The organism is Vibrio sp. B172a, assembly GCF_030248355.1.
Taxonomy (GTDB): domain Bacteria; phylum Pseudomonadota; class Gammaproteobacteria; order Enterobacterales; family Vibrionaceae; genus Vibrio; species Vibrio owensii.
The window spans coordinates 102,993-115,885 of the sequence record NZ_JAHGAC010000005.1 but is presented as its reverse complement, the minus strand read 5'-3'; the positions used below and the strand labels follow the sequence as shown (position 1 = coordinate 115,885).

The 12,893-nt window shown below is 45.1% G+C and carries 10 protein-coding genes; 5 read left to right on the top strand and 5 right to left on the bottom strand.

Annotation, left to right across the window (positions count from 1 at the left end):
* Positions 1 to 294: 294 nt before the first annotated feature.
* The 5 genes from KIT90_RS06960 to KIT90_RS06940 form a co-directional block, all read right to left on the bottom strand.
* A complete protein-coding gene (locus tag KIT90_RS06960; protein WP_285375984.1) occupies positions 295 to 2,103 on the bottom strand; it encodes a long-chain fatty acid--CoA ligase in 1,809 nt (602 codons plus the stop codon).
* 299 nt (positions 2,104 to 2,402) lie between these two features.
* Positions 2,403 to 3,362: a LysR family transcriptional regulator CalR gene (calR, locus tag KIT90_RS06955; protein ID WP_005437396.1), complete on the bottom strand. Its 960-nt coding sequence runs from the start codon at positions 3,360 to 3,362 to the stop codon at positions 2,403 to 2,405.
* Positions 3,363 to 3,893: 531 nt separating this feature from the next.
* Positions 3,894 to 4,940 (bottom strand): MJ1255/VC2487 family glycosyltransferase, encoded by a 1,047-nt coding sequence (locus KIT90_RS06950; protein ID WP_039841410.1) that lies wholly within the window; start codon positions 4,938 to 4,940, stop codon positions 3,894 to 3,896.
* Positions 4,941 to 4,943: 3 nt separating this feature from the next.
* Positions 4,944 to 5,492: a phosphatase PAP2 family protein gene (locus KIT90_RS06945; RefSeq protein ID WP_033005531.1), complete on the bottom strand. Its 549-nt coding sequence runs from the start codon at positions 5,490 to 5,492 to the stop codon at positions 4,944 to 4,946.
* 200 nt (positions 5,493 to 5,692) lie between these two features.
* Positions 5,693 to 6,484: an SH3 domain-containing protein gene (locus tag KIT90_RS06940; RefSeq protein ID WP_285375980.1), complete on the bottom strand. Its 792-nt coding sequence runs from the start codon at positions 6,482 to 6,484 to the stop codon at positions 5,693 to 5,695.
* Between the two features lie 533 nt (positions 6,485 to 7,017).
* Between KIT90_RS06940 and leuA the strand changes: the two genes are divergently transcribed.
* The 5 genes from leuA (at position 7,018) to KIT90_RS06915 (ending at position 12,762) form a co-directional block, all read left to right on the top strand.
* The gene (leuA, locus tag KIT90_RS06935; protein ID WP_038893918.1) at positions 7,018 to 8,565 is read left to right on the top strand and encodes a 2-isopropylmalate synthase; all 1,548 of its coding nucleotides are present in this window, start codon (positions 7,018 to 7,020) and stop codon (positions 8,563 to 8,565) included.
* Between the two features lie 94 nt (positions 8,566 to 8,659).
* Positions 8,660 to 9,751 (top strand): 3-isopropylmalate dehydrogenase, encoded by a 1,092-nt coding sequence (gene leuB / locus KIT90_RS06930; protein WP_285375978.1) that lies wholly within the window; start codon positions 8,660 to 8,662, stop codon positions 9,749 to 9,751.
* 73 nt (positions 9,752 to 9,824) lie between these two features.
* Positions 9,825 to 11,225 carry a 3-isopropylmalate dehydratase large subunit gene (leuC, locus tag KIT90_RS06925; RefSeq protein WP_285375977.1) on the top strand — a complete coding sequence of 467 codons (1,401 nt, stop codon included), beginning with the start codon at positions 9,825 to 9,827 and terminating at the stop codon, positions 11,223 to 11,225.
* Between the two features lie 16 nt (positions 11,226 to 11,241).
* On the top strand, positions 11,242 to 11,844 hold the full coding sequence (leuD, locus tag KIT90_RS06920) for a 3-isopropylmalate dehydratase small subunit (protein ID WP_045416455.1): 603 nt from the start codon (positions 11,242 to 11,244) through the stop codon (positions 11,842 to 11,844).
* A 135-nt stretch (positions 11,845 to 11,979) separates the two neighbouring features.
* The gene (locus KIT90_RS06915) at positions 11,980 to 12,762 is read left to right on the top strand and encodes a DUF547 domain-containing protein (protein ID WP_285375974.1); all 783 of its coding nucleotides are present in this window, start codon (positions 11,980 to 11,982) and stop codon (positions 12,760 to 12,762) included.
* The last annotated feature ends 131 nt before the right edge of the window (positions 12,763 to 12,893 follow it).

Below are 12,893 nucleotides of genomic sequence, written 5' to 3'. Positions count from 1 at the left end.
TGTAACGTTTTATTATCAACGGGTCTAATGAGAGTTGAATCAAATTTTAAACAAGATGCTGTCAATCAGAACAAAGGTAGGGTTTGACGCTATCAAGCGCGCTCAATTTGGAATCAATAAAAGAAAGAAGAAGAAAATAAAGTGAATAATTTCACTCAAAATAGCCACTTCAAGTGATTATTTCTCTTTATCAAGGGGAAAGAAGTGTGAAAGACAGTCATAAAAAATCCCCAGCAGCACAATATTAGGCAACTGGGGATAATTTCATCAATCTGAAATCTAAGTCAGCTTAAGTTACTTTTTATCTGACTTTTCGTTGTACATTTCTTCGATTTCATCTTGGTATTTGTCATTAATGACTTTACGACGAAGTTTTTGCGTTGGGGTCAACTCACCATCATCCATCGAGAACGCTTTTGGTAACAGTTTGAATTTCTTAACTTGTTCAAACTTAGCCAGTTCTTTTTGCAGGTCATTAACGCGCTTTTCAAGCATCTCAACGATTTGGTGGTGTTTGATCAATTCCACACGATCGTGATACTTGATGTTCAGCTCTTTCGCGTACTCTTCTAGCGAGTCATAACACGGAACAATAAGCGCTGATACAAACTTACGAGTATCGGCAATAACCGCGATTTGCTCGATGAAATGATCTTTACCGATCGCACCTTCGACAACTTGAGGCGCAATGTACTTACCGTTTGAGGTCTTCATCAGCTCTTTAATACGGTCAGTAATGAACAAGTTGCCATTTTCATCAATGTAACCTGCATCGCCCGTCTTCAAGAAGCCGTGCTCGTCGAATGTCTTCTCGGTTTCTTCTGGCATTTTGTAGTAGCCACGCATCACCATTGGGCCACGCACCAAGATCTCGTTGTTTTCGCCGATCTTAACTTGTGCACCTGGCATCGCCATACCGATAGAGCTTGGGTCAAAACACTGGTCATCCCAACAAGAAACCGTAGCCGTGGTTTCTGTCATACCATAACCAAGCTTCACGTTGATGCCAATCGCATGGAAGAAACGACCAATGGTCTCATCCAACTTCGCACCACCACATGGCATGAAGTTAATGCGGCCACCAAGTAATGCACGTAGCTTGCTCAGAACCAGTTTATCCGCCAGAGCGTATGACTTACGCAGCATCAACGAAGGTTTACGGCCTTCTTGGTGACAAGCCGCCATCTTGGCGCCCATGTTAACGGCCCAAGTGAACATGATCTTACGGTGAAATGGTGCTCGTGATACTTTCTCATGAATTGCTGAGAAGATTTTTTCGTAGAAGCGAGGTACCGCACTCATTACTGTAGGGCGTACTTCGCTCAGAGCATCACGCACTTGCATGGTGTCTTGTAGGTAGCAGTTCGTTGCGCCTTTGTAGAGCACGTAGAACGTCCAAGCACGCTCAAATACATGTGATAACGGAAGGAAACACAAAGACACGTCATCTTCAGTCAAACTTAAACGCTCATCGTGGCCTTCAAGCTGAGCCGAAATGTTCGCGTAATCCAACATAACGCCTTTTGGCTGCCCCGTTGTACCAGAGGTATAAATCAACGTGAGAAGGTCTTCTTCTTGCGCTTGATCTAAACGAGAAGTTAACTCGAGCTGCTGACTATCATCACCTTTGGCAATGAAATCATCCCACGTCATTGCAAACGCGTGTTCGCCGAGTTCAATGTCATCCGACATCGCAACGATCAGTTCTAGCTGCTGGCATTCGTCAAAGATGCTAACGGCTGCGTCAAATTGAGGTTGCTCACCGACAAACAGCACTTTTACGTCTGCATTATCGATGATGTAAGCAGACTGCGCTGCTGTGTTGGTTGGGTAGATCGGAACGGTTACGCCACGTAACTGCAACGCTGCAAAGTCAGCGATAGTCCACTGCGGCATGTTGTTTGAGAAAATACCGATCTTATCTTGAACGCCCAATCCTTGAGCCAAAAGTGCAAGCGACAAAGCATCCACTTGCTGACCAAATTGCTCCCAAGTAATACCTTGCCATGCGTCGCCTACTTTATGTTTAAGCGCAACACGAGTACCACCCTTCGCAATTTGTTCACGAATACGTTTAACGATATGAAAATCTAACTTGGCCATTCTTTACATTACCTTTTGGCTTACAGGCGTAAGCTATTTGAGCGCACAAGTGTAACCTCGACGCTTAAAAACGCAACTGACCATTATCAAACTTATCATTATTAAGAGAGCACTATCACTAATGAGAGCATAGCTCATGTTTAACTGATGAAGGTTTAATCAACTTAAGTCGCTGTTTCAGCTGTTATTTAGCGGATATAAAAAGACCCCGAGAGACGGCAATCTCTCGGGGCCAAGGAATTGTAAAAATTGATGATTACAAATCCAGTCTGACCAGTTAGTCAGGCTAAAAGTTAGGCTTATTTAAGCGCTACAACTTCACCACAAGTGATCATTAGTTGATCACGTAGCCAGATGTGGCCTTTGTCTTTCTCACTTGATTCGTGCCAGCTTAGGTAGCCGCTGATTTCTTTATTTTCAAATGGGAAATCTAGGATTTGTAGCTGATCGCTGTTTACTGCGTTTTCAGCCATCCAACGTGGTGCGATAGTCACAAGCTCAGACTGGCTTACTACGTATAGTAGGTTGCTTAGGCTTGAACCTTCGTATGCCGCTTGGCAATCAAGCTCACGGTAAGCTTGCTCAGAGAAGCTACGTTGACCATGTACACGTGATAGTTTCGCGTGTTTCTCGTTGATCAGTTGCTCTGCAGATACACCACCTTGGATGCGAGGGTGTGTCTTAGATGCAATCACAACTAGCTCATCTTTGAAGATTTCAGTGCTTGAGAAACCTTGGTCATCGAAACGAGCGTAGTCGATTACGAAGTCGATTTCTTGGTAGCGCATGCGCTCAGAAAGAAGACGATCAAATTCCGCATCTAGGTGAAGCTGTACGCTTGGCGCTTGCTCATTGACGTTAGCCATGATGCGAGGTGCAAAACGCATGTCACATGGGCTACAAATCGCTAGCTTAAATAGACGAGTTGAAGACTCAGGTTGGAATACTGAGCTTGGTAGTTCGTTGCGAATAAGCTGTAGTGCTTGGCGGATTGGGCCAAACAGTTGACGAGCGCGTTGAGTTGGTTGAATACCACGCCCCTGACGCATGAATAGCTCATCATTAAACATTACTTTTAGGCGAGCAACCGCGTTACTTACCGCTGGTTGAGACATGCCTAGGTTGTGTGCTGCACGAGTGATATTTTGCTCTTGCATCACAGCATCAAATACAGTCAATAGGTTTAAATCTACACCACGCAATGTGCTTTCCATACGGTAGCTAGCAATTGCGCTCATCGCGTCTTTTTTATCTAACATGGAGTGCGCCTCTTATGTAATCGTCAACTTGGTTCAATGAATTCTTAACGAATAGAATCCCTTTGCGCACAAACGACCGTGGCTGGATTCAAATCATTTTTGAAGGAATAGAAAACCGAATTTGTATTATATTTATCGTCCGGATGTATCCGGCTTGAACTGTACTATCAACTAATCAATCAAGGTTTCGCAACTAGATTGATATTTAATCATTAAATTTTAGCCAATTAGGTATTTAATCCATATTTATCATAACGTTAAGAAAAACATAAAAAAGTATAAAACAACTAAATCAGAGATTTCTGACAACCTATTTAGCACGTTAATGACAATCTACAGGGGTTATACAATCCATTTGCGGAAATTATTGTTTCCATTTCACTTCAAAAACCAGCATCAATAGTTCCGTTCACAAAACACACAAATCAGTTAAAGAGGCAGCAAAATCGCAGTGAATAGAAATGATTTTGAGGGCATAAAAATGCAGCCAATCAGGTCATGAATGACTGCAAGAGAAATATGAGGTGAGAGTTAAATATTGGCTACATAACTTGGAAAATCCACTTGTTCCCAAAGTTGTTCAGAAAGCTTCTCCGGCGCGTCCCATGCACCCTGTAATACCCAACTCGCGATGGCTTTGGCTACATCGGGATACTTTACGCTTTCGGCATGTTGCTCCTTCAACCACTGACGTACGATCGAAATATCCAGATTATCCATAGAAGTCGCCAAACCAAGATCTTCTAACGTAGCGACATTACTCTGTTGCTCAAATTGTCCCGCCAGTGGTTTAAGCAGTAATTTCTTACCAAGCGACAGGGCCTCTGAAGGGAGTTCAAACCCACCGTTGGCAATCACGCCACTACAACGCTGCAAATGATATTGGAAATTGGTGTGACACAACGGACGCAATTCAATGTTTTCGATACGCTCACACTCAATCACGTTTGGGTGGTAACAGACGAAAGACTGTTGATTAAAATGAAACAGCAAATCACTGATGTCTTCAATTGACTCAAACGGCAGATACACCAATACAAAGTCTTCACTGCCTGAGGCATGGTCAAGTGTATGAACAATAGGCGGAAGGATGGGCTGATCAAAGTGGTACCAATGCAAGCCTAGGTGATGTCGCGAAGGAGCAAAATGTTCAATCACCGATTTATCAAACCAACTCGCCCCTTTAAGAGGTACTGGGTAGCGAAATGCATTTTGATGACTGATCCCAATACAAGGTTTGTTTTGCTTACGAGCCGCCCAAGCCGAAACGGGTTCAAAGTCATTGATGACTAAATCATAAGAAGAAAGATCAAGCTGCTTCACTTCTTTGAAAAACTGAATGAGATTATTGTTCAAAGCGGTTTTGGTGTAGTTCACCGATCCTTTTTCCGTCACAAAAGTGAATCCACGACGTGTCTGATAGTCCCCAAATGCTTCCATGGAAAAGTACTTTTCTGGCTCACGTCCTGAAAAAAGAAAATCGACCTGCACATCGTGCTCTTTGAATGCTTCACTCATGGCTCTTGCCCGAGCGATGTGACCATTCCCCGTACCTTGAACACCGTAAAGGATTTTCATCCACTAGCCTCCTACTATAGCAATTGCTAAAGAACCACAAAGGCTGCCCAACAAGGCGCCAATAATGATGTCCGTAAAGAAATGCACGCCGAGCAAAATTCGTGACGTGCCAATTAAGCTCGCCCATACAAAGGCGAAAGTTCCAAGCTCTGGGTAAAAGTGATTGATGATGGTCGCCATAACAAAACCGGCAGCGGTGTGACCAGAGGGTAAGCTATAGCGATCAGACGGCGTGATAAATGCAGGTAAAAGTGCACTCAATTCTTCAGGACGACGACGCTTGAAACTGTTCTTAAGCATCCAATAGATTGGCAGTTCAAACGCAAATGCGGTAAGCCCTGCGAGTAAAAACCATTGCCCATGCTGCTTATCAAGGAACCAGGCCAGTAAACCTAGCACCAAATAAAGGTGCCCATCCCCACTGTGGGAAACACCTTTACTGATGTTTGCAACTTGTTGGTTAAAGCGGTGCTGTAAGCACACACTAGAAAACGCCAAATCAAATTTAGCGATGCTTGCTATTGGCTGTGAAATTGTCTCTAAAGCTCGCATGTGACTTCCCTATACTTTGACAACGCCCTTGTATGAAAAGTAGGCGCAGAAAGTGACAGCTACATGACGAGAATTTGGACAATTAATGACACGTGATGGCTTAGGAGAAAGAGATAAATAACCAATGATTAGACGGTACTAAAAAGCTCGGTGACAAATACATGATCGACCGAGCTTTATAATTGAGAAGAGGCGATGACTTAAGATTGGTTCGAGCTCGCCATCGGAACATCGATATACCAAACTTTTCTTTTTTTACGGCATGCTCTGAGTGAACCCGCAGTTATATGACCGTCTTTCGTCAGCTCATAACTCAAATCACGGCAAGTGTAGTTACCGAACAGCTCACTTTCGGCCGGCTCTACTGGCGCAGGTTCATCACCACATAGTAAAGGGTTTGGTTTAATAGAGAGAATATCGTGATTGACCTCGTTGATACGCGCATAGTCTTTATGAACATAACCTCGAACCATGCCCTTTTGCTCGACTAACAGCCAAGGTTCACCCTCAACTTTTGCAATCGCATTAAACTCTTCATCCTTATTTAGCTCCCCGAGCTTTTCTCCGTCTAAGCTTGGCTTTGAGCGTAAATTCAGTGTGGCTTTAGAGCGGTATGACACATCCATAAACTCCAGTGTTTTGGAGGTGTCCACTCCGTCGACGATTGGGCGACTGACTTCCGCCTCTTTCCATTGGTTAGGCTGAACTCGGATCTTCCACCATGAATATGTATCGGGGTCTTTGCCTTTGAACTTGTTACGGTTGTCAGACTCCAACGCCACCAGCATCTGATTCAGAAATGATGCTCGTCCATCTTCACTCAGGTACTGATCCATCTGTTGATTGATTACCATAACGCTTTCAGCATGATCATCCATCATCACAGAAGAAACCGTATGGGGCTGAGAACCAAACTGCAACAGTTGGCACCCAGATAAAGAAACCACAGCGATTGCCAGCGCAGAACGTCCAAATTGTTTTGCTAAATCCATTAATCCCTGACCTATTTACTTTGAAACTCTATAAATGCATCCGCTCTACTATAAAACGCTCTGATGGAATTATGCCAACCAATTGACCCCTTTGTGTGATACCTCGCAAAGCGTGCGGTATAAAATAGGAAAGAACTTTCCCAGCCGTGTACCCTTTACCCTCGTAACAACCTTCGTAACGCATATATCTCCAAAAATACTCATTCAACAAAAATATCACTTCTCACTTATTTATTGTCATACTCATCCGATATGAATAAAAAATCGACTTTAGGGTTGACGTGTTCCATTGAGTGCGGTACTAATTTGTTAACTTAATTTTGTGGAATGCTTAACAACTATGTCAGCACGTTTTTCTATCCTACTTAGCCTCCTCCTGATCGTGACCAATTCGCGCGGGTAGGCTGTGGAAGAAAAATAACCACACCAATTTCTAAGAAACCCGCATGCAAATGCGGGTTTTTTTATATCTAAATACCGGAAGTAAACGATTAAATTGCACGAAAAGTGCAGAAATCATGAAGGAAGCAAACATGAACGATCAGGTCATTATATTCGACACCACATTGCGTGATGGCGAACAAGCGTTGTCAGCAAGCTTGACGGTTAAAGAAAAACTGCAAATTGCCTATGCGCTGGAAAGGCTAGGCGTTGATGTTATCGAAGCGGGTTTTCCTGTTTCTTCTCCTGGCGATTTCGAATCCGTACAAACTATTGCAAAACACATTAAAAACAGTCGAGTTTGTGCCCTTTCGCGTGCCGTTGCGAAAGATATCGATGCTGCCGCTGAAGCGCTAAAAGTCGCAGATGCATTCCGAATCCACACCTTCATTTCTACCTCTACTGTCCACGTTCAAGACAAACTGCGCCGCAGCTACGACGATGTTGTAGAAATGGGCGTGAAAGCCGTAAGACACGCACGTAATTACACGGACGACGTTGAGTTTTCTTGTGAAGATGCAGGTCGCACGCCAATCGACAACCTATGTCGTATGGTCGAAGCGGCCATCGATGCTGGCGCAAGCACCATCAACATTCCAGACACCGTTGGCTACACCGTACCAAGCGAGTTTGGTGGCATCATTGAAACCCTATTCAACCGTGTACCAAACATCGACAAAGCGATCATTTCTGTTCACTGTCACGATGACTTGGGCATGTCTGTTGCGAACTCTATCGCAGCGGTTCAAGCAGGCGCTCGACAAGTAGAAGGTACCATTAACGGTATCGGTGAGCGTGCAGGTAACTGCTCTCTAGAAGAAATCGCGATGATCCTAAAAACGCGCCAAGAATTCATGGGCGTGCGTACGGGTCTAAAACACGACGAAATCCACCGTACCAGCAAGTTGGTGAGTCAGCTATGTAACATGCCAATCCAAAGCAACAAAGCGATCGTTGGTGCTAACGCGTTCAGCCACTCTTCCGGTATTCACCAAGATGGCATGTTAAAGAACAAGAACACTTACGAGATCATGACGCCTGAGTCGATTGGCCTTAAGAACCAAGCATTGAACCTAACCAGTCGCAGTGGCCGCGCAGCGGTTAAGAGTCACATGGACGCGATGGGCTACAAAGAAGAAGAGTATAACCTAGATGCGTTGTACGAGGACTTCTTGAAACTTGCTGACCGCAAAGGTCAGGTGTTCGACTACGATCTAGAAGCGCTAATGCACTTCTCGAATTTGCGTGAAGAAGACGACTTCTACAAGTTGAACTACCTAAGCGTGCAATCTGGCAGCGTAATGGCAACCACCAGCGTCAAAATGCAATGTGGCGATGAAGAAATGTGTGAAGCTGCCGTCGGTAATGGTCCGGTTGATGCGCTATACCAATGTATCTACCGCGTGACAGGTTACGAGATCGTCCTAGACAAGTTCGACCTAACGGCAAAAGGCGAAGGTGAAGATGGCCTGGGCCAAGCAGATATCATCGCCAACTACAAAGGTCGTAAGTACCACGGTACCGGCGTTTCTACCGATATCGTAGAAGCATCTGGCCAAGCGCTATTACACGTTATCAACAGCATTCATCGTGCCGATAAGATTGAAGAGATGAAGCAAAAGAGAATTGCGACGGTTTAATCATTAATTCAAGGAGCTTGAGTCCCGCAACGCAGGCTCCAACCAAATTCGTTTTAGACAAGCTCAAAAAATTTAGAAAATTTAAAGGATTAATATGACAGACAAATCATACAAAATTGCCGTTTTACCAGGCGACGGCATCGGCCCAGAAGTAATGGCGCAAGCACACAAGGTGCTAGATGCAATCGAGAAGAAACACGGCATTGCGTTTGAGCGTGACGAGCACGATGTAGGTGGTATCGCGATCGATAATCACGGCTGTCCACTTCCAGAAAGCACAGTAAAAGCGTGTGAAGAGTCTGATGCAGTCCTATTCGGTTCAGTTGGCGGCCCTAAGTGGGAGCACTTACCACCAAACGATCAGCCTGAGCGCGGTGCCCTACTGCCGCTACGTAAACACTTCCAACTATTTTGTAACCTACGCCCAGCGCAAATCCACTCAGGCCTTGAAGCTTTCTCACCACTACGTGCAGACATCTCAGGTCGTGGCTTTGACATCGTTGTTGTTCGTGAACTGACGGGCGGCATCTACTTCGGCCAACCAAAAGGTCGTGAAGGTGAAGGTCCAACAGAGAAAGCGTTCGACACTGAGGTGTACCACCGTTACGAAATCGAACGTATTGCAAAAATCGCTTTTGAGTCTGCTCGTCTACGTCGCAAGAAAGTGTGCTCTATCGACAAAGCGAACGTTCTACAAAGTTCTATCTTATGGCGTGAAGTGGTCGAAGAAATCGCACAAGACTACCCAGACGTCGAGCTATCACACATGTACATTGATAACGCGACTATGCAGCTTATCAAAGACCCAGCTCAGTTCGACGTAATGCTATGTTCAAACATCTTCGGCGACATCATTTCTGATGAGTGCGCGATGATCACAGGCTCTATGGGCATGTTGCCATCAGCAAGCCTAAACGAAAGCAAATTCGGTCTGTACGAGCCAGCAGGCGGTAGTGCACCAGATATCGCAGGTAAGAACATCGCTAACCCTGTGGCACAAATCCTATCTGCTGCACTGATGTTGCGTTACAGCCTAGGTGAAGAAAAGGCGGCACAAGACATCGAAACGGCAGTTTCAAAAGCGCTATCAGCGGGTGAGCTAACGGGTGACCTTGCTGGTGACAACCCAGCACTTTCGACGTCTGAGATGGGCGATAAGATCGCTGAGTACATCTTAAACTCTTAATACAGCACGATTTGATAATAATTATTTGCTCCTGATGAGCCGTTGTCGGGAGCTATACACGAGATAGCAAACAATGGGCAAAACACTATACGAAAAAGTCTACGACGCACACGTTGCCGTCGCAGCAGAAGGGGAAAACCCAATCTTGTACATCGACCGTCACTTGGTACATGAAGTGACATCTCCGCAAGCATTTGACGGCTTGCGTGAAAAAGGTCGCAAAGTGCGTCAGGTCAGCAAAACTTTTGCCACCATGGACCACAACGTTTCGACAACCACCAAAGACATTAACGCATCCGGTGAGATGGCTCGTATCCAAATGGAGACGCTATCGAAAAACTGTGAAGAGTTTGGCGTTACGCTTTACGACATCAACCATAAATACCAAGGTATTGTGCACGTTATGGGCCCAGAGCTTGGTATTACCCTACCGGGTATGACCATCGTTTGTGGTGACTCGCACACGGCTACACACGGTGCATTCGGCTCTCTAGCTTTTGGTATTGGTACATCAGAAGTTGAGCACGTATTAGCGACTCAAACGCTAAAACAAGCACGCGCTAAAACGATGAAGATCGAAGTGAAAGGCAAAGTGGCTCCGGGTATCACCGCTAAAGATATCGTGCTAGCGATCATCGGTGAAACTACAGCAGCTGGCGGTACAGGCTACGTGGTTGAATTCTCTGGTGAGGCGATCACCGACCTTTCAATGGAAGGCCGTATGACCGTATGTAACATGGCAATTGAGCTAGGTGCGAAAGCCGGTTTGATTGCACCAGATGAAACCACATTCGAATACATCAAAGGCCGTAAATTCTCACCTCAAGGTACGGACTTTGATGCAGCAGTAGAATACTGGAAGACATTAAAAACTGACGATGATGCTCAGTTTGATGCGGTTGTGACGCTAAACGCAGCAGACATTAAACCACAAGTCACTTGGGGAACTAACCCAGGCCAAGTTATCGCGGTAGATCAACCGATCCCAGCACCAGAAAGCTTTGCCGATCCAGTAGAAAAAGCCTCTGCAGAAAAAGCGTTGGCTTACATGGGGCTAGAGGCAGGCAAGTCATTGTCTGATTACAACGTCGATAAAGTCTTTGTTGGTTCTTGTACTAACTCACGTATCGAAGACATGCGCGCAGCCGCTGAAGTAGCGAAAGGTCGCAAAGTCGCGTCTCACGTTCAAGCACTAATCGTTCCAGGCTCTGAGCAAGTAAAAGCGCAGGCAGAAGCGGAAGGTTTGGACGTTATCTTTAAGGAAGCGGGCTTTGAGTGGCGCCTACCAGGTTGTTCAATGTGTCTAGCAATGAACAACGACCGTTTGGGTCCACATGAACGTTGTGCGTCTACTTCAAACCGTAACTTTGAAGGTCGCCAAGGTCGTGATGGTCGTACCCACTTGGTTAGCCCTGCTATGGCAGCGGCAGCAGCAATTGCTGGTCACTTTGTTGATATTCGTGAGTTGGATTAGGTTAAGGAGAGAACAAATGTCAGGTTTTAAACAACACACAGGCTTAGTTGTTCCTCTAGATGCAGCGAACGTAGATACTGATGCCATCATTCCAAAGCAGTTCCTACAAAAGGTCTCTCGCCTAGGGTTTGGTAAGCACCTATTCCATGACTGGCGCTTCCTAGATGATGCTGGCGAACAACCGAACCCTGAGTTCGTGATGAACGCTCCGCGCTACCAAGGCGCTTCTATCTTGCTAGCGCGTGAAAACTTTGGTTGTGGTTCTTCTCGTGAGCACGCACCGTGGGCACTAGCGGATTACGGCATCAGAGCGATGATCGCACCAAGCTTTGCCGATATTTTTTACGGTAACTCGATCAACAACCAAATGGTGCCAGTTCGTTTGACTGAGCAAGAAGTGGATGAAATCTTCCAGTTTGTTGAGGCGAATGAAGGCGCAGAAATCGAGGTCGACCTAGAAGCGAATGTGGTTCGCGCCAACGGCAAAGAGTACAGCTTTGAAATCGACTCATTCCGTCGTCACTGCCTGCTAAACGGTTTGGACAATATCGGCCTTACCCTTCAACACGAAGATAAGATTGCCGAGTACGAAGCGAATATCCCAAGCTTCCTAAGCTAATTAAAATCGCAATTTAAACAAACAAAAGGTTGGCTTATGCCAGCCTTTTTTCTTTTATTTTCATTGCCTCAAGAAAGAAACTTCGCCTTATGCAGGTCTACAATATCAAGAAGGTTTTAACCCAAAGGTATCTCTATGAAACGTCTGTTATTACTCTTGTGTGCGCTCGTTTCTTTCTCGACATTTGCCGCACCTAAATCCGACTTATGGCCGTATTGGAAACAATCGAATCAAGCCAATCAAAGTCAAATCTCTCATCAAGATTGGCAGCACTTGCTCGATGCTTATTTAGTTGAGCAAGGCGAGAATAGCTTGTTTCGTTACAGCCAAGTCACCTCGGCCGATAAAACTAAGCTGAAACAATACATCCAACGTTTGGCAAAACTCGATCCTCGACAATACAACCAAGCGGAGCAATACGCCTACTGGGTAAACCTTTACAACGCCATCACTGTAGACTTAATCCTAGATAACTATCCTGTCGAATCGATTACCAAACTTGGTGGGCTATTTAGCTTTGGCCCTTGGGGGGATGATGTGGTCGTGGTCAACGGGAAAGATCTGACTTTAAACGATATTGAACATCGCATTTTACGTCCAATTTGGAATGACCCGAGAACACATTACGCAGTTAACTGTGCCAGCCTAGGATGCCCTAATCTGCAGTCTCAAGCATTCACTGCTGAAAACACGCAAGTTCTACTGGATAGTGCAGCTAAAACATTTATCAACAGCAGCAAAGGCGTATCTATCCAAGGTAACACGGCACAGCTGTCTTCTATTTATGATTGGTTTGCAACGGACTTTGGTGGAGAAAAACAAGTCTTCAACCACATCGCAAAGTACGCACCGCAATACAAAAATTTCTCTGGCAAAGTGAAATACGAATACGATTGGGACTTGAATCAAGCCAACTAAACTGGGGGATTTGAGGTCAATTAGCGTTAGGATCATGATAGGTCAAAAGCTAAAGACACCGGCAACTCAAAGACTAAGATATGAAAAAAGGGCACTCTGTGCCCTTTTTAAATCCAATACTTGATAGAAAA

Excerpts from the sequence above, each read along its gene's own strand:
- KIT90_RS06945 (WP_033005531.1), bottom strand. The coding sequence starts at position 5,492 with ATGCGAGCTTTAGAGACAATTTCACAGCCAATAGCAAGCATCGCTAAA.
- leuA (WP_038893918.1), top strand. The coding sequence starts at position 7,018 with ATGAACGATCAGGTCATTATATTCGACACCACATTGCGTGATGGCGAA.
- KIT90_RS06940 (WP_285375980.1), bottom strand. The coding sequence starts at position 6,484 with ATGGATTTAGCAAAACAATTTGGACGTTCTGCGCTGGCAATCGCTGTG.
- KIT90_RS06915 (WP_285375974.1), top strand. The coding sequence starts at position 11,980 with ATGAAACGTCTGTTATTACTCTTGTGTGCGCTCGTTTCTTTCTCGACA.
- leuD (WP_045416455.1), top strand. The coding sequence starts at position 11,242 with ATGTCAGGTTTTAAACAACACACAGGCTTAGTTGTTCCTCTAGATGCA.
- KIT90_RS06950 (WP_039841410.1), bottom strand. The coding sequence starts at position 4,940 with ATGAAAATCCTTTACGGTGTTCAAGGTACGGGGAATGGTCACATCGCT.
- calR (WP_005437396.1), bottom strand. The coding sequence starts at position 3,362 with ATGTTAGATAAAAAAGACGCGATGAGCGCAATTGCTAGCTACCGTATG.
- leuB (WP_285375978.1), top strand. The coding sequence starts at position 8,660 with ATGACAGACAAATCATACAAAATTGCCGTTTTACCAGGCGACGGCATC.
- leuC (WP_285375977.1), top strand. The coding sequence starts at position 9,825 with ATGGGCAAAACACTATACGAAAAAGTCTACGACGCACACGTTGCCGTC.
- KIT90_RS06960 (WP_285375984.1), bottom strand. The coding sequence starts at position 2,103 with ATGGCCAAGTTAGATTTTCATATCGTTAAACGTATTCGTGAACAAATT.